We start from the raw sequence: 16,273 nt of genomic DNA, 5'->3' as shown, positions 1-16,273 counted from the left end.
ATGCCACGTCGTTCAATCCTGTCCGCCGCCGAGCGCGAAAGCCTGCTGGCGTTGCCGGACACCAAGGATGAGTTGATCCGTCACTACACGTTCAGCGAAACCGACCTCTCCATCATCCGGCAGCGGCGCGGCCCGGCCAACCGGCTGGGCTTCGCCGTGCAGCTCTGTTACCTGCGCTTTCCTGGTGTCATCCTGGGCGTCGATGAGCCGCCGTTTCCGCCCTTGTTGAAACTGGTCGCCGACCAGCTCAAGGTCAGCGTCGAAAGCTGGGACGAATACGGGCAGCGGGAGCAGACCCGGCGCGAGCACCTGGTCGAACTGCAAACGGTGTTCGGCTTCCAGCCCTTTACCATGGGCCACTACCGGCAGGCCGTCCAGTTGCTGACCGAGATGGCCTTGCAGACCGACAAGGGCATCGTGCTGGCCAGCACCTTGATCGAGCACCTGCGGCAGCAGTCGGTCATTCTGCCTGCCCTCAACGCCGTCGAGCGGGCGAGCGCCGAAGCAATCACCCGCGCCAACCGGCGCATCTACGATGCCTTGGCCGAACCGCTGTCGGACGCGCATCGCCGCCGCCTCGACGATCTGCTCAAGCGTCGGGACAACGGCAAAACGACCTGGCTGGCCTGGCTGCGCCAATCGCCCGTCAAACCGAATTCGCGGCACATGCTGGAACACATCGAACGCCTCAAAGCGTGGCAGGCGCTCGACCTGCCTTCTGGCATCGAGCGGTCGGTGCACCAGAACCGCCTGCTCAAGATCGCCCGTGAGGGTGGCCAGATGACGCCCGCCGACCTGGCCAAGTTCGAGGCGCAGCGACGCTATGCCACCCTGGTGGCGCTTGCCATCGAGGGCATGGCCACCGTCACCGACGAAATCATCGACCTGCACGACCGCATCCTGGGCAAGCTGTTCAACGCCGCCAAGAACAAGCATCAGCAGCAATTCCAGGCGTCCGGCAAGGCGATCAACGCCAAGGTGCGGTTGTTCGGCCGCATCGGCCAGGCGCTGATCGAGGCCAAGCAGGCGGGCCGCGATCCGTTCGCCGCCATCGAGGCCGTCATGTCCTGGGATGCCTTCGCCGAGAGCGTCACCGAAGCGCAGAAGCTTGCGCAGCCCGAGGACTTCGATTTCCTGCACCGCATCGGCGAAAGCTACGCCACGCTGCGCCGCTACGCGCCGGAATTCCTTGCCGTGCTCAAGCTGCGGGCCGCTCCCGCCGCGAAGGACGTGCTCGACGCCATCGAGGTGCTGCGCGGCATGAACAGCGACAACGCCCGCAAGGTGCCCGCCGACGCGCCGACCGAGTTCATCAAGCCGCGCTGGCAGAAGCTGGTCATGACCGACACCGGCATCGACCGGCGCTACTACGAACTATGCGCGCTGTCGGAGATGAAGAACGCGTTGCGTTCCGGCGACATCTGGGTGCAGGGGTCGCGCCAGTTCAAGGACTTCGAGGACTACCTGGTGCCGCCCGCGAAATTCGCCAGCCTCAAGCAGGCCAGCGAATTGCCGCTGGCCGTGGCCACCGACTGCAACCGGTACCTGAACGACCGGCTGACGCTGCTGGAAACACAGCTTGCCACCGTCAACCGTATGGCGACGGCCAACGAGCTGCCGGACGCCATCATCACCGAGTCAGGCTTGAAGATCACGCCGCTCGACGCGGCGGTACCCGACACCGCCCAAGCGCTGATCGACCAGACGGCAATGATCCTGCCGCACGTCAAGATCACCGAACTGCTGCTGGAGGTGGACGAATGGACGGGCTTCACTCGGCATTTCGCGCATCTGAAATCGGGCGACCCGGCCAAAGACAAGAACCTGTTGCTGACCACGATCCTCGCCGACGCGATCAACCTGGGCCTGACCAAGATGGCGGAGTCTTGCCCCGGCACGACCTACGCCAAGCTGGCTTGGCTGCAAGCCTGGCACATCCGCGACGAAACCTACGGGGCGGCGCTGGCCGATCTGGTCAACGCACAGTTCCGCCATCCCTTCGCCGAGCACTGGGGCGACGGCACCACCTCATCGTCGGACGGCCAGAACTTCCGCACCGGCAGCAAGGCCGAGAGCACCGGCCACATCAACCCGAAATACGGGAGCAGCCCAGGGCGGACGTTCTACACCCACATTTCTGACCAGTACGCGCCATTTCACACCAAGGTCGTGAACGTCGGCGTGCGCGATTCGACCTACGTGCTCGACGGCCTGCTGTACCACGAGTCCGACTTGCGGATCGAGGAGCATTACACCGACACGGCGGGCTTCACCGATCACGTCTTCGCCCTGATGCACCTCCTGGGCTTCCGCTTCGCGCCGCGCATCCGCGACCTGGGCGACACCAAGCTCTACATCCCGAAGGGCGACGCCGCCTATGACGCGCTGAAACCCATGATCGGCGGCACGCTCAACATCAAGCACGTCCGCGCCCATTGGGACGAAATCCTGCGGCTGGCCACCTCGATCAAGCAGGGCACGGTGACGGCCTCCCTGATGCTCCGAAAGCTCGGCAGCTACCCACGCCAGAACGGCCTGGCCGTGGCGCTCCGCGAGCTGGGCCGCATCGAGCGCACGCTGTTCATCCTGGACTGGCTGCAAAGCGTGGAACTGCGCCGCCGCGTGCATGCCGGCCTGAACAAGGGCGAGGCGCGCAATGCGCTGGCCAGGGCAGTGTTTTTCAACCGCCTGGGTGAAATCCGCGACCGCAGTTTCGAGCAGCAGCGCTACCGGGCTAGCGGCCTCAATCTGGTAACGGCTGCCGTGGTGTTGTGGAACACGGTCTATCTGGAACGGGCTGCGCACGCGCTGCGTGGCAACGGCCATGCCGTTGATGACGCGCTGTTGCAGTACCTGTCGCCGCTCGGTTGGGAGCACATCAACCTCACCGGCGATTACCTCTGGCGCAGCAGCGCCAAGATCGGCGCGGGCAAGTTCAGGCCGCTACGACCGCTGCAACCGGCTTAGCGTGCTTTATTTTCCGTTTTCTGAGGCGACCCCCTTCATCGCGAATTGCACCGCCCAAGACGATCTGCACTGAAATCAATACTTTCTGATGCCTCTTGATTAGAGATGCCAGCCATAATAATCTCATCGCCAACGCATACGGCGTTCGGCAGCCAACACACTCTCACTCACTACTGGAAGCTCAGACATGAAAACCATAGGCATTGAAAACTCGAAGTCCAGCGTACAGGCCCACTTAACGCTTGGAACCAAAACTATGGGGCTAGGTATCTATGGCGCGTACTTGGCTCTCGCTATTATTTACTTCTGGTTCGGCGGCATGAAATTTACCCACTACGAGGCCGAGGGCCTGGTTCCACTGGTGAGCAACAGCCCGCTTTTGGGATGGGTGTATAGCATTTTTTCGGTCGACATGTTCTCCAGCCTGCTCGGCATACTAGAGATTTCGATCGGCACTCTGATCGCAGGCCGCATGCTGTCGCCCAAACTATCCGTGGTAGGAGGCGCTCTGTCTGCAGGCCTGTTCTTCACAACCCTTAGCTTTATGTTTTCCACTCCGGGCGTCATTGAGCCTAGTTTAGGGTTTCCGGCGATTTCCGTTGCGCCAGGTCAGTTTCTGCTTAAAGACTTAGGGTTGCTTGCTGTTTCGATATTTGTGGCAGGCCATTCGCTGGTTGAACTGGAAAAACGTAAAATTAATGCATAATTTTTTCAATGGCTTAAGGCAGTAATGCCTTAGGCCTTTTTGCCATCATTTTCCCCCGCCAGATCTTTCAACCAGTCACGAGGGCTCAACCCCGTCTTGCGTCTAAATGCGCGAGACAGCGCCGAAGGACTTTCGTAGCCGACTTGAGCTGCAATCAGCGTAATCGAGCGCCCTTCTCGCATCAGCTTCTGAGCCAGGCTAACTCGCCAACTCAACAAATAATCAGCAGGCGTCTGTCCGATGACACTCTTGAAATGCACGGCATACGCAGCGCGTGACATATTTGACTCACTGGCCAGCTCTGCTATTGACCAGGCATGTTCCGGGGAGTTGTGCATCTGTAAAAGCGATCGGGCAAGCCGCATGTCGGCCAGTCCAGCCATCATTCCGGTGCGCAACTGGTGATGATCGAGCAGGTAACGGAGCAACAGAATGATTAGGAGCTCAAATAAGCGCTCAAGCGCGGCTTCCCTTCCACAATGCACATTTGCCGCCTCGGCAAACATCCACTCCAACGTGTCTGCCAGCATGGGCAGATCATCGAGTGCGAGCACCAAACAGTCCGGTAATGAAGCCGACAAAGGATTATCAATTCCGCCCTCAAACTCCATGGAAGCACACAACAACTTTGCGCCATCGGACTCACCCGCAAACAATTGATGCTTGGCGGGGCGTGGCATAAAAATCAAGCTAGGGCGAGTGAGCTGCAAATCCTTGCGATCGGGACCAAGCAACGTCACGCTGCCGGCCTGAAGCAGATGGATATAACCTCGCCGCTCGGCGCCATCGTAAGATGCAGAGCCGCATAGGTCGCCGTCATAGAACAGATTGGCCCGCACGCCGAACCGCGAGAGCAAATTAGACAAACGATCCATTGGCCGATCCTTGACGAGTCAGAACGCACAGACCATACCATTGTTGCCGCTGACCGAAAACTGACCCAGTAGAGGCTGTTCTGCCGACTGAAAACTGACCCAGGTGTTCAACTGCTTCTGCTCAATTTTTGAGCAGGAGAACACAGGGTGATCAGTATGGAAATGATGGGCAAAATTCGCCGGATGTATTTCCGCGACAAGCTGTCGCTGCATGAGATAGCCAAGCGCACCGGGTTGGCGCGCAACACGATTCGCAAGTGGGTCAGAGCACCTGAGGCCAAGCCGCCGGTCTACCAACGCCGCGCGATCTTCAACAAACTCAGCCCTTTTCACGCCACGCTGGAGCAGGCGCTAAAAGCCGATTCGCTGCGGCCCAAGCAACAGCGGCGCAGTGCCAAGGCGCTGTTGGCGCAAATCAAAGCCGAAGGTTATGACGGTGGCTACAGCCAGCTCACCGCGTTTATCCGTGCCTGGCGAGGGGGACAGGGCAAGGCGTCGCAGGCCTTTGTGCCGCTGACCTTTGCTCTTGGCGAGGCGTTTCAGTTTGACTGGAGCGAGGAAGGCTTGCTGGTCGGCGGCATTTACCGGCGTATGCAGGTGGCACATCTGAAGCTGTGTGCCAGCCGTGCGTTCTGGCTTGTGGCGTATCCGAGCCAGGGCCATGAGATGTTATTTGACGCCCATACACGCTCGTTCGGCTCCTTGGGCGGCGTGCCGCGCCGGGGCATCTACGACAACATGAAGACCGCCGTCGACAAGGTCAATAAGGGCAAAGGCCGGGCGGTGAATGCGCGCTTTGCGGTGATGTGCGCGCATTACCTGTTCGATCCGGACTTCTGCAACGTCGCCGCTGGTTGGGAAAAGGGCATCGTTGAAAAGAACGTGCAAGACAGCCGCAGGCGTATCTGGCTAGACGCCCAGGACTGCCAGTTTCACTCCTTCGAGGAACTCAATGCCTGGCTGGGCCAGCGCTGCCGCGCGCTTTGGAACGAGCTGACGCACCCTCAATACAGCGGGCTGAGTGTGGCCGAAGTGCTGGAGTTGGAGCGCGCTGAACTGATGCCTGTGCCAGCGCCATTCGACGGTTACGTCGAGCGGCCTGCGCGGGTCTCCAGCACCTGCCTGGTCAGCGTCGGGCGCAACCGCTACTCGGTGCCGTGTGAGTATGCGGGTAAGTGGGTCAGCAGCCGTTTGTATCCGACGCGAATCGAGGTGGTGGCTGACGACGCGCTGATCGCCAGCCATGTCCGCTTGCTGGATCGCGACCAGGTCAGCTATGACTGGCAGCACTACCTCCCGCTGATCGAACGCAAGCCCGGTGCGCTGCGCAACGGCGCGCCCTTTGCTGATCTGCCGGCGCCGCTGCGTCAGCTTAAGCACGGTCTGGGGCGTCATGCCGGCGGTGACCGGATCATGGCGCAAGTTCTGGCTGCCGTACCGGTCGCCGGGCTCGATGCGGTGCTGGTGGCTGTTGAGCTGGTACTGGAAAGCGGCAGCCTGAGCGCCGAACACATCCTCAATGTCGTGGCGCGCCTGGCCGCGACCGAACCACCACCCAGCGTCGAAACCCACTTGTCGCTCAAGGAAGCCCCGTCGCTAACACGGCGCGCTACGACCGCCTGCGTGGCCAGACCGAGGAGATCGGTCATGCGTGATTTGATGGCGGAACTCAGGAGCTGCGCCTGCACGGCATGGCCACGGCCTGGGCGGAGTTGACTGCGCAGGGTGAGTCGAACACAGCCTCGTCCAAGTGGCTGCTCGAACACCTGCTGGAACAAGAGCACACAGATCGCGCCATGCGCTCGGTGAGCCACCAGATGAACATGGCCAAGCTGCCGATGCACCGCGACCTGGCCGGCTTCGACTTCAGCGCCTCCAGCGCAGACGCTCGTTTGATCAGCGAACTGGCCAGTCTGGCCTTTACCGACACCGCGCAGAACGTGGTGCTGATCGGTGGGCCTGGCACCGGTAAAACCCACCTGGCCACTGCGCTGGCCGTGTCCGGCATCACCCGGCACGGCAAGCGCGTGCGCTTCTACTCCACGGTCGATCTGGTCAATCTGCTGGAGCGCGAAAAGCACGACGGCAAAGCCGGGCGGATCGCCCAAGCTCTGCTGCGCATGGATCTGGTCATCCTCGACGAACTGGGTTATCTGCCCTTCAGCCAGGCCGGCGGTGCGTTGCTGTTTCACCTGCTATCCAAGCTGTACGAACACACCAGCGTGGTGATCACCACCAACCTGAGCTTCGCCGAATGGTCGAGCGTGTTCGGCGACGCCAAGATGACCACCGCCCTGCTGGATCGGCTGACCCACCACTGCCACATCGTCGAAACCGGTAACGAGTCCTATCGCCTGCAACACAGTAGCTTGGCGGCCCAGGCCAAGATCAAATCACGGGAGCGAAAGCGTAAGGGCGGCCAGGAACCGGAGGACGATGAGCCGTTCTGATTTCATGGCGACGACGGCCTGCTACATGGCTGCGTGTGGCAGGTCTTAAACAACTGAACTGGGCTAGCGAAGGAGTGGGGGCAACAGCAGCTGCGCTGGTAGACTTATCCACAGTTGCTGGTAACAAAATCAGCAATCCGCCCTGGGTCAAATTTCAATCGGCAGGGTGGGTCAATTTTCCATCAGCGCCAACAGCGCTACCGGGCTAGCGGCCTCAATCTGGTAACGGCTGCCGTCGTGTTGTGGAACACGGTCTATCTGGAACGGGCTGCGCACGCGCTGCGTGGCAACGGCCATGCCGTTGATGACGCGCTGTTGCAGTACCTGTCGCCGCTCGGTTGGGAGCACATCAACCTCACCGGCGATTACCTCTGGCGCAGCAGCGCCAAGATCGGCGCGGGCAAGTTCAGGCCGCTACGACCGCTGCAACCGGCTTAGCGTGCTTTATTTTCCGTTTTCTGAGGCGACCCCGAGAACACCGAGGGCAAGACCGAACTGTCGCTCGGGGCGCTGGACAAGCTGGACGAGCCCTGCTCGTTGCTGCAACTGCGGGCGGCCGTGTCTGACCTGATGCCGCGTGTCGATCTGCCGGAAATCCTCTTGGAAATCGCCGCCCGCACTGGCTTTTCCGAGGCCTTCACCCATGTCTCCGAACGCAATGCACGCGCCGACAACCTGGTCACCAGCCTCTGCGCGGTGCTGTTGGGCGGGGCCTGCAACACCGGCCTGGAGCCCTTGATCCGCACCGACAACCCGGCGCTGCGCCGTGACCGGCTGTCCTGGGTCAGCCAGAATTATATCCGCGACGACACCCTGTCAGCGGCTAACGCCATCCTGGTCGGAGCGCAAAGCCAACTGGAACTGGCCCAAGTCTGGGGTGGCGGCGAGGTCGCCTCCGCCGATGGCATGCGCTTCGTCGTACCGGTGCGCACCGTGCATGCCGGCCCCAATCCGAAGTATTTCGGCACCGGCCGGGGTGTCACCTGGTACAACCTGATTTCCGACCAATTCTCCGGCCTCAACGCCATCACCGTGCCCGGCACGCTGCGCGACAGCCTGGTGTTGCTGGCGGTCGTGCTGGAACAGCAGACCGAGTTGCAGCCGACGCAAATCATGACCGACACCGGGGCCTACAGCGATGTGGTGTTCGGGCTCTTCCGCCTACTTGGCTACCACTTCAGTCCGCGGCTGGCCGATGTCGGCGGTACCCGCTTCTGGCGCACGCGCCCGGACGCGGACTACGGCAAGCTCAACGGGCTGGCCCGCCAGTCGGTCAAACTCGACCTGATCGCCGAGCACTGGGACGACCTGCTGCGCCTGGCCGGCTCGCTCAAACTCGGCCGGGTGCCGGCGACTGGCATCATGCGCACGCTGCAAACGGGAGATAGACCCACCCGGCTGGCCCAGGCGCTGGCCGAATTCGGGCGGATCGAAAAGACTCTGCACACGTTGACCTATATCGACGACGAGTCCAAGCGCCGCGCCACCCTGACCCAGTTGAACCGAGGCGAAGGCCGGCACAGCCTGGCCCGCGCCGTGTTCCACGGCAAACGCGGCGAGCTCCGCCAGCGCTACCGCGAAGGCCAGGAAGACCAGCTCGGTGCTCTGGGCCTGGTGGTGAACATCATCGTGCTGTGGAACACCCTCTACATGACGGCGGCCGTGGAACGGCTCAAGCAGCACGGCTATCCAGTGCTGGAAGAGGATTTGGCCCGGCTATCGCCGCTGATCTACGAGCACATCAACATGCTCGGGCGGTATTCCTTTGCGGTACCGGAAGAAGTTGCGCGCGGCGAGCTGCGGCCACTGCGTAATCCAGACGACGACCTGTGATCCCCCTAAACGCTATGAGCAACACCCAAGCTGCTGCTGGATCGGCGGGCACTTCACCGAGCCGAACGAACAGAAAACGCAGCAATCCCCTGGGTTGGGGCGCAGCAGCGCCTTGCAGTTGCTGCACTCGTAATAGAACTGGCAGGCGTCCGTGGGCATGGTTTCCGGCTTGGCGAAGCCGCAGCGCGGGCAAGTCAGCACGGACTCAAGGACAATGGCGCTCATCGTGACCTCACTTCTGCACTGTGGAGGGGTATCCCGCGTTCGCGGTCGCCTCAGTCAGTGCCTCGGGCTGGGCCTTATCGGGATCGTAGGTGACGGTCGCCGTCTTCTGGTCGAAATTGACCTGGACGTCACTCACGCCGGACACCTTCTCCAGCGACTTCTTGACCGTGATCGGACAGAGTCCGCACGTCATGTTCTGCACGTCGAGCGTGACGGTTTTCGGGGGAGCCGCCAGCGCCACGAAGGGCAAGGCGAAAAGCACGGCGATCAGCAGTTTGCGCATGGTTAATCTCCTTCAGTAGAACAGCGGGGCGAGCCACGGCACGGCCAATAGGCCGAGCAGCAGCACGCTGACGATCCAGAACACGAGTCACTGTCGCACGAGCGTGCGCGGATCGGCGCAGGGTGTACCTGGCGTACAAACCTGTGGCACCAGGTAGAGCTTGCGGAATGCCAATCCCAGGAACAGTAGAGTCAACCCGATGAAGAGGGGGCGTAGTGGCTCCATCATGGTCAGAGCGCCCACCCACGTACCGCCGACACCGAGTGCCAACAGCACCAGTGGCCCGACACAGCACACCGACGCACCGATGGCGGTCAGCGAACTCGCGACCAGCGAGCCTTTCCCGGTGAGTTGCATCCCCATTCCCATCTCCTGAGCCTGATTGCCTAGGTGCTATTCTAAACTCCGTACCAAAGTACGGAATCAAGGAGAAAGTGATGGCCACAGAGCTGACCATTGGCAAGCTGGCAGACGCCGCCGGGGTGAACGTCGAGACGATCCGCTACTACCAGCGACGCGGGCTGCTGGATGAACCAGCCAAACCCTTGGGTGGCCATCGGCGCTATCCGGTGGACATGGTGAAGCGACTGCGTTTCATCAAGCGGGCTCAGGCGCTGGGTTTCACGCTCTCGGAAGTCGGTGGACTGCTGACGCTGGATGAGTCGTGCGCCTGTGCCGAAACGCGAGCACGGGCTGCACGCAAGCTCGCGTTGATCGAGCAGAAGATGGCCGACTTGGTCGTCATGCAGCAACTGTTAGGCGAACTGGTGCAGCAATGTGATGCGGGAGACGGCGGAACGATCTGCCCGATCATCGAGGCACTGATCAGAGAGTAATGCCTGGCGGGTGAGCTGGAGATCGGAAAGCCCCTTTACGGTGGGATTCAGAGCTTACGTTGGTTTTTGGTTCCATTGCTCCCCAAACCCCAATGCTCTTTTCGAGTGCGGCGATCAGCCTGGACGTCGATGGCTGAGAGATCCCCGGTTCGCGTTCGGGCGAGGAAAGCTTCCGGTACGCGCGATCCGGACAGACAATCTGAGTGCTATTAGAACTGTCGATATGCATTTTCAAAGAACCGCCCAAGTCAAGTTGATTCTGAAAACGGTTCAGATGTGGGTCCGTGCATCGGATGCGTCTGTCTCCCTTCCGGCGCTCGATCTTGCCACTTTTCTGGAGAGAAGTAGCCGCTGCTCGACCTTCTGAATCTCAGACCGTCCACCTGATTTGACAATACGAGCATTCATGCGGAAACGTGAGGTCAATACGAAGTAGGGCGCCGTCCTTGGTCGGCTTTGAACTGCAATGGGCTCCGTCCGCCATAAATAGAAATACTTGCGCTTCCCAGTGGCAAAGGGTCCAGCCAAATTGGGATGGCAGGTACGCGGTCCCGCTCGATGTGCAAAACCTCGTATCTGCTTCTGATACGTTGCCAATGATCAGCCGGTAGGTATCTGATCCGGTTGTGGGGTGGTGCTTAACGCGCTCTGCTGGGATCCCCGGTGTCCGTTCCAAGTGCCCTCGGGCCCACGACGCACACTCAAGTGGATTTCGCAAAATGGGCGCGTGGCATTGCAGGGGATCGGCGCAAGGCGTTGGCGTGCCGACTTTCCTTTGCGCACGCTTCTCAGCACTCAGAACGCCTGGCAAATTTCGTCTTTGTTGTCGTGCGAAGTGGCAGTCCGACTCAGATCGCTGGCCGCCTCCGCAATCGTGTGTGCTGCTCGAAATCGAAGGCCAAGGAGAGAATCTCGCGATCGCTTCCTAAGCTTGTCCCAACGATGTCGACGGCGATTGGTCGGCCGTCGTCGAGGTATCCGGCGGGAACTGTGATTGCAGGAAGCCCCAGTTCGTTGACTTCTGTAGCGACCGACTGGTCGCCCAAGTATTTCGGTGTGTCACCGTCGAGGTCTGGCAGAGGATTTATCGAGCGAGGCATGAAAAGGGCGTCGATACGCTTGTCCTTCAAGATTGTTTGATAGTGCCGGAGAAGGCTCTTGGCTATCTCGATCACCCGATCCATCTCTGCACCGGAAATTGCCACGTTGATTCCGGTGTTGGCCAGCAACCCGTGCAAAGGCGCAGTGGTCCCGAGGCCAATGTCGAATCCGGTTCGAGCCCTGAAAGCGAGGCGTGAGTTCGGGTTGTCTCCACCCAGGGCAGCGAGGTAGGCGTCTACCCCAGCGAGATAACAGTTCGTGTCTACGAAGTTCTTGCGCGACGACCAGCGAGACTTCCAATCGGTATCACCAAAGACCACCGGGACCGTCTCCGCGCCAAGGTCCTCGATGATTCGAATCATTTTCGAGTAGTGCGACTGAACTTCAGGGTGCAAGGCGCCAGCCCATATCCCGGCTTCGAACAGGCCTATGCGCTTGCCCTTAAACGACCCGCGACGAAGCGAGTCGGCATACCTCAACGCGGACACGTCCGTCGATTCATTCGCTATCACATCCAGCGTGATTGCCGCGTCGGTCACAGTACGAGCAATAGGCCCCGCGACGTCGTGATTGGCAAGACCGGGAAAGATGCCTGCCGTCGGCACCAGATTGAAAGACGGCTTCAGGCCCACTAGGCTTTGCGCAGAAGCGGGGAAGAGTATCGACCCGGCTGTATCGGTCCCGATGCCGACCATGCCCATGCCGGTTGCGACCGCAGCCGCACTGCCGGAACTCGATGCGCCCGGAGCGTAACGGCGGTCGTAAGGGTTGAGGGTATCTCCCGCATGACTCGAATCGGCACGCAGGCCATCAAGCCCGAAGTCCGGTAGGTTGCTTTTGCCCAAAATGATGGCGCCTGCCGCCTTCAGCCGGCTCACCAACTCAGCGTCATGCCCGGGCATCAGATCAAGACCGTTGAACGCTCCCAGCTGAGAGTCAACGACTCGGTCCTCAGAGGCGAACCCTGCGTAGCCGGCCGTAGTTCTAACGCCAGCGATGTCCATGTTGTCCTTCAGTACGAGCGGGACACCGTGCAGTGGACCTCGCTGCTTCCCCTCGACGATCTCAGCATCCGCGCGTCGTGCGTCATCGAGAACGTCGGGATTCAGCCAAATGAAGGCATTGAGATACGGCTCCAAGTGATTGATGCGCATCAGGCATGCTGCCGCGAGTTCGCTCGGGAGGAAGGTTCGCTGCGTGAATGCTTCACCGACGTCCGATATCGACAGTTCTTCCACGTCAATGGCGGCAGCACTGCTCAAAAGCGGGGCAGGAATCGTGTACGGAATGAAGTGTCGCATGGTGGTCCTTATCTGGTAGGGAGCGCTGGGGAATTGCCGATCGACGAGCCCGAGCGATCGGCGATCGATCGGATGAGGCAAGCAAGTCTGGTGCCAGCGGGGCCTGTCGCGTTGCAGAGTTTGCGTTCGCTCAGTCGTGGCGGCTCGAGCCTGATGTCGACTTCGATGTGAGCTACGGCGATGAATACGGGCGTGGGGCCTTGACGTACGCCATCGATGAGCCATGTTGCGTATGAAATGAGCGACTCCGACTGATCAGGTCGATGCGTGATGTGACCGGAATGAGTGCACGCCTGTTGCCGCTGACCGAAAACTGACCCAGTAGAGGCTGTTCTGCCGACTGAAAACTGACCCAGGTGTTCAACTGCTTCTGCTCAATTTTTGAGCAGGAGAACACAGGGTGATCAGTATGGAAATGATGGGCAAAATCCGCCGGATGTATTTCCGCGACAAGCTGTCGCTGCATGAGATAGCCAAGCGCACCGGGTTGGCGCGCAACACGATTCGCAAGTGGGTCAGAGCACCTGAGGCCAAGCCGCCGGTCTACCAACGCCGCGCGATCTTCAACAAACTCAGCCCTTTTCACGCCACGCTGGAGCAGGCGCTAAAAGCCGATTCGCTGCGGCCCAAGCAACAGCGGCGCAGTGCCAAGGCGCTGTTGGCGCAAATCAAAGCCGAAGGTTATGACGGTGGCTACAGCCAGCTCACCGCGTTTATCCGTGCCTGGCGAGGGGGACAGGGCAAGGCGTCGCAGGCCTTTGTGCCGCTGACCTTTGCTCTTGGCGAGGCGTTTCAGTTTGACTGGAGCGAGGAAGGCTTGCTGGTCGGCGGCATTTACCGGCGTATGCAGGTGGCACATCTGAAGCTGTGTGCCAGCCGTGCGTTCTGGCTTGTGGCGTATCCGAGCCAGGGCCATGAGATGTTATTTGACGCCCATACACGCTCGTTCGGCTCCTTGGGCGGCGTGCCGCGCCGGGGCATCTACGACAACATGAAGACCGCCGTCGACAAGGTCAATAAGGGCAAAGGCCGGGCGGTGAATGCGCGCTTTGCGGTGATGTGCGCGCATTACCTGTTCGATCCGGACTTCTGCAACGTCGCCGCTGGTTGGGAAAAGGGCATCGTTGAAAAGAACGTGCAAGACAGCCGCAGGCGTATCTGGCTAGACGCCCAGGACTGTCAGTTTCACTCCTTCGAGGAACTCAATGCCTGGCTGGGCCAGCGCTGCCGCGCGCTTTGGAACGAGCTGACGCACCCTCAATACAGCGGGCTGAGTGTGGCCGAAGTGCTGGAGTTGGAGCGCGCTGAACTGATGCCTGTGCCAGCGCCATTCGACGGTTACGTCGAGCGGCCTGCGCGGGTCTCCAGCACCTGCCTGGTCAGCGTCGGGCGCAACCGCTACTCGGTGCCGTGTGAGTATGCGGGTAAGTGGGTCAGCAGCCGTTTGTATCCGACGCGAATCGAGGTGGTGGCTGACGACGCGCTGATCGCCAGCCATGTCCGCTTGCTGGATCGCGACCAGGTCAGCTATGACTGGCAGCACTACCTCCCGCTGATCGAACGCAAGCCCGGTGCGCTGCGCAACGGCGCGCCCTTTGCTGATCTGCCGGCGCCGCTGCGTCAGCTTAAGCACGGTCTGGGGCGTCATGCCGGCGGTGACCGGATCATGGCGCAAGTTCTGGCTGCCGTACCGGTCGCCGGGCTCGATGCGGTGCTGGTGGCTGTTGAGCTGGTACTGGAAAGCGGCAGCCTGAGCGCCGAACACATCCTCAATGTCGTGGCGCGCCTGGCCGCGACCGAACCACCACCCAGCGTCGAAACCCACTTGTCGCTCAAGGAAGCCCCCGTCGCTAACACGGCGCGCTACGACCGCCTGCGTGGCCAGACCGAGGAGATCGGTCATGCGTGATTTGATGGCGGAACTCAAGGAGCTGCGCCTGCACGGCATGGCCACGGCCTGGGCGGAGTTGACTGCGCAGGGTGAGTCGAACACAGCCTCGTCCAAGTGGCTGCTCGAACACCTGCTGGAACAAGAGCACACAGATCGCGCCATGCGCTCGGTGAGCCACCAGATGAACATGGCCAAGCTGCCGATGCACCGCGACCTGGCCGGCTTCGACTTCAGCGCCTCCAGCGCAGACGCTCGTTTGATCAGCGAACTGGCCAGTCTGGCCTTTACCGACACCGCGCAGAACGTGGTGCTGATCGGTGGGCCTGGCACCGGTAAAACCCACCTGGCCACTGCGCTGGCCGTGTCCGGCATCACCCGGCACGGCAAGCGCGTGCGCTTCTACTCCACGGTCGATCTGGTCAATCTGCTGGAGCGCGAAAAGCACGACGGCAAAGCCGGGCGGATCGCCCAAGCTCTGCTGCGCATGGATCTGGTCATCCTCGACGAACTGGGTTATCTGCCCTTCAGCCAGGCTGGCGGTGCGTTGCTGTTTCACCTGCTGTCCAAGCTGTACGAACACACCAGCGTGGTGATCACCACCAACCTGAGCTTCGCCGAATGGTCGAGCGTGTTCGGCGACGCCAAGATGACCACCGCCCTGCTGGATCGGCTGACCCACCACTGCCACATCGTCGAAACCGGTAACGAGTCCTATCGACTGCAACACAGTAGCTTGGCGGCCCAGGCCAAGATCAAATCACGGGAGCGAAAGCGTAAGGGCGGCCAAGAACCGGAGGACGATGAGCCGTTCTGATTTCATGGCGACGACGGCCTGCTACATGGCTGCATGTGGCAGGTCTTAAACAACTGAACTGGGCTAACGAAGGAGTGGGGGCAACAGCAGCTGCGCTGGTAGACTTATCCACAGTTGCTGGTAACAAAATCAGCAATCCGCCCTGGGTCAAATTTCAATCGGCAGGGTGGGTCAATTTTCCATCAGCGCCAACACCATACCGGCCGCGGCACCACCAGCAGCTGGGCCATGTCGGTCGAGGCGCCGTAGTGAACCAGCACCATCAGCGCCGACGCACTGCCCGCCAGACCGGCCAGCCGCATCGAACCGAGGCGCTTCAGCATGACGCCGGTGCCCAGATAGTACAGCGCATAGGTAACGGCACTCGCGAAGACCCAGGCCGCCCCCAGGATGACCTGCCCACCCATGCCCGCGGTGCTGATGTCGTGCAGGAGCGCCACCCCAAGCCCCATGTAGCAGACGCCCATGGCCAGCAGCGTGCGTCGGCTCGGCCGCTCGCGAAAAATCACGACCTGGAAGAGCAGGATCAGCGTCGGATAGGTGAACAGGATCAGGCGCTCCAGTCCGGCGCTGATGTATTCCAGCCCGTAGAAATCGAAGAGGCTGGACAGGTAATAGCCGAACATCCCCAGCAGCAGGATGCGCGCCCCATCCGCCAGCGAGAGCCGCCCTTCCCCCGCCCCGCGGCTCAGCCACAGCAACCAGAGGAACAGCGGCAACGCGAAGCCAAGCGTTCTCAACTAAGCATTCAGGCACCCCCGGGCCCTCGTACGAGGAAGCAGAGGAAGCAGCACAGTCGTTCATTGGGTTCAAAAGCCATAGGTTTCCTGGTTGCTTTGTGTGCGGGCCAGAGCGCACGCAAAACGACGGCCTATGTATCTTTCCTGGCCCGCTGAACAACACCTCCACGATTGCTGCGCCGTGGACGCCCGACGCGTCGCTCGCCGACAAATCGGGAAACCTGCGGCCAGAATTCTTGTGGGCGGCGCTC

The 16,273-nt window shown here is 61.0% G+C and carries 9 protein-coding genes and 6 pseudogenes; 9 read left to right on the top strand and 6 right to left on the bottom strand.

Annotated elements, in window-relative coordinates; translation table 11 throughout:
• On the top strand, window positions 1–2,967 hold the full coding sequence (locus K8374_RS24610; protein WP_001138070.1) for a Tn3 family transposase: 2,967 nt from the start codon (window positions 1–3) through the stop codon (window positions 2,965–2,967).
• Between the two features lie 187 nt (window positions 2,968–3,154).
• Window positions 3,155–3,673 carry a YkgB family protein gene (locus tag K8374_RS24605; RefSeq protein ID WP_003464991.1) on the top strand — a complete coding sequence of 173 codons (519 nt, stop codon included), beginning with the start codon at window positions 3,155–3,157 and terminating at the stop codon, window positions 3,671–3,673.
• Window positions 3,674–3,702: 29 nt separating this feature from the next.
• Here K8374_RS24605 and K8374_RS24600 read toward each other — a convergent pair whose 3' ends face one another.
• Window positions 3,703–4,548 (bottom strand): AraC family transcriptional regulator, encoded by an 846-nt coding sequence (locus K8374_RS24600; protein WP_003464995.1) that lies wholly within the window; start codon window positions 4,546–4,548, stop codon window positions 3,703–3,705.
• A gap of 156 nt (window positions 4,549–4,704) precedes the next feature.
• Between K8374_RS24600 and istA (K8374_RS24595) the strand changes: the two are divergent.
• From istA (K8374_RS24595) to K8374_RS24580, 4 pseudogenes are all read left to right on the top strand, one after another.
• Window positions 4,705–6,203, top strand: a pseudogene (gene istA, locus K8374_RS24595) (IS21 family transposase).
• A pseudogene (gene istB, locus K8374_RS24590) lies at window positions 6,196–6,998 on the top strand (IS21-like element ISPst3 family helper ATPase IstB). The pseudogenes istA (K8374_RS24595) and istB (K8374_RS24590) overlap by 8 nt, the downstream one beginning before the upstream one ends.
• Window positions 6,999–7,187: 189 nt before the next feature.
• Window positions 7,188–7,436 (top strand): annotated as a pseudogene (locus K8374_RS24585) (Tn3 family transposase); the annotation flags it as partial.
• Window positions 7,437–7,469: 33 nt separating this feature from the next.
• A pseudogene (locus K8374_RS24580) lies at window positions 7,470–8,831 on the top strand (Tn3 family transposase); the annotation flags it as partial.
• A gap of 12 nt (window positions 8,832–8,843) precedes the next feature.
• On the opposite strand, the gene K8374_RS24575 reads toward K8374_RS24580, so the two are convergent.
• From K8374_RS24575 to K8374_RS24565, 3 genes and pseudogenes are all read right to left on the bottom strand, one after another.
• Entirely contained in the window at window positions 8,844–9,056 is a 213-nt protein-coding gene (locus tag K8374_RS24575) for a GDCCVxC domain-containing (seleno)protein (protein ID WP_003089113.1), read from the bottom strand.
• 7 nt (window positions 9,057–9,063) lie between these two features.
• Complete coding sequence (merP, locus tag K8374_RS24570) at window positions 9,064–9,339, bottom strand: mercury resistance system periplasmic binding protein MerP (protein WP_003150552.1); 276 nt, start codon at window positions 9,337–9,339, stop codon at window positions 9,064–9,066.
• 12 nt (window positions 9,340–9,351) lie between these two features.
• Window positions 9,352–9,702, bottom strand: a pseudogene (locus K8374_RS24565) (mercuric transporter MerT family protein).
• Between the two features lie 74 nt (window positions 9,703–9,776).
• Between K8374_RS24565 and merR the strand changes: the two are divergent.
• Window positions 9,777–10,175 (top strand): Hg(II)-responsive transcriptional regulator, encoded by a 399-nt coding sequence (merR, locus tag K8374_RS24560; protein WP_003089120.1) that lies wholly within the window; start codon window positions 9,777–9,779, stop codon window positions 10,173–10,175.
• An 848-nt stretch (window positions 10,176–11,023) separates the two neighbouring features.
• On the opposite strand, the gene K8374_RS24555 is transcribed toward merR, so the two are convergent.
• The gene (locus tag K8374_RS24555; protein WP_224459417.1) at window positions 11,024–12,577 is read right to left on the bottom strand and encodes an amidase; all 1,554 of its coding nucleotides are present in this window, start codon (window positions 12,575–12,577) and stop codon (window positions 11,024–11,026) included.
• Window positions 12,578–12,986: 409 nt separating this feature from the next.
• On the opposite strand from K8374_RS24555, the gene istA (K8374_RS24550) reads away from it, so the two are divergent.
• On the top strand, window positions 12,987–14,486 hold the full coding sequence (istA, locus tag K8374_RS24550) for an IS21-like element ISPst3 family transposase (RefSeq protein WP_024012635.1): 1,500 nt from the start codon (window positions 12,987–12,989) through the stop codon (window positions 14,484–14,486).
• Window positions 14,479–15,282, top strand: coding sequence for an IS21-like element ISPst3 family helper ATPase IstB (gene istB / locus K8374_RS24545; RefSeq protein ID WP_010454871.1), 804 nt, complete (start codon window positions 14,479–14,481; stop codon window positions 15,280–15,282). The genes istA (K8374_RS24550) and istB (K8374_RS24545) overlap by 8 nt, the downstream gene beginning before the upstream one ends.
• A gap of 194 nt (window positions 15,283–15,476) precedes the next feature.
• Here the strand turns inward: istB (K8374_RS24545) and K8374_RS24540 are convergent.
• Window positions 15,477–16,013, bottom strand: a pseudogene (locus K8374_RS24540) (DMT family transporter); the annotation flags it as partial.
• Between the last annotated feature and the right edge of the window lie 260 nt (window positions 16,014–16,273).

Origin of the sequence: Pseudomonas sp. p1(2021b) (assembly GCF_020151015.1) — a bacterium.
Classification (GTDB): domain Bacteria; phylum Pseudomonadota; class Gammaproteobacteria; order Pseudomonadales; family Pseudomonadaceae; genus Aquipseudomonas; species Aquipseudomonas putida_K.
The sequence above is the reverse complement of the archived record's forward strand: the minus strand, read 5'-3'. Positions and strand labels throughout refer to the sequence as shown.

Excerpts from the sequence above, each read along its gene's own strand:
- K8374_RS24610 (WP_001138070.1), top strand. The coding sequence starts at position 1 with ATGCCACGTCGTTCAATCCTGTCCGCCGCCGAGCGCGAAAGCCTGCTG.
- K8374_RS24605 (WP_003464991.1), top strand. The coding sequence starts at position 3,155 with ATGAAAACCATAGGCATTGAAAACTCGAAGTCCAGCGTACAGGCCCAC.
- K8374_RS24600 (WP_003464995.1), bottom strand. The coding sequence starts at position 4,548 with ATGGATCGTTTGTCTAATTTGCTCTCGCGGTTCGGCGTGCGGGCCAAT.
- K8374_RS24575 (WP_003089113.1), bottom strand. The coding sequence starts at position 9,056 with ATGAGCGCCATTGTCCTTGAGTCCGTGCTGACTTGCCCGCGCTGCGGC.
- merP (WP_003150552.1), bottom strand. The coding sequence starts at position 9,339 with ATGCGCAAACTGCTGATCGCCGTGCTTTTCGCCTTGCCCTTCGTGGCG.
- merR (WP_003089120.1), top strand. The coding sequence starts at position 9,777 with ATGGCCACAGAGCTGACCATTGGCAAGCTGGCAGACGCCGCCGGGGTG.
- K8374_RS24555 (WP_224459417.1), bottom strand. The coding sequence starts at position 12,577 with ATGCGACACTTCATTCCGTACACGATTCCTGCCCCGCTTTTGAGCAGT.
- istA (WP_024012635.1), top strand. The coding sequence starts at position 12,987 with ATGGAAATGATGGGCAAAATCCGCCGGATGTATTTCCGCGACAAGCTG.
- istB (WP_010454871.1), top strand. The coding sequence starts at position 14,479 with ATGCGTGATTTGATGGCGGAACTCAAGGAGCTGCGCCTGCACGGCATG.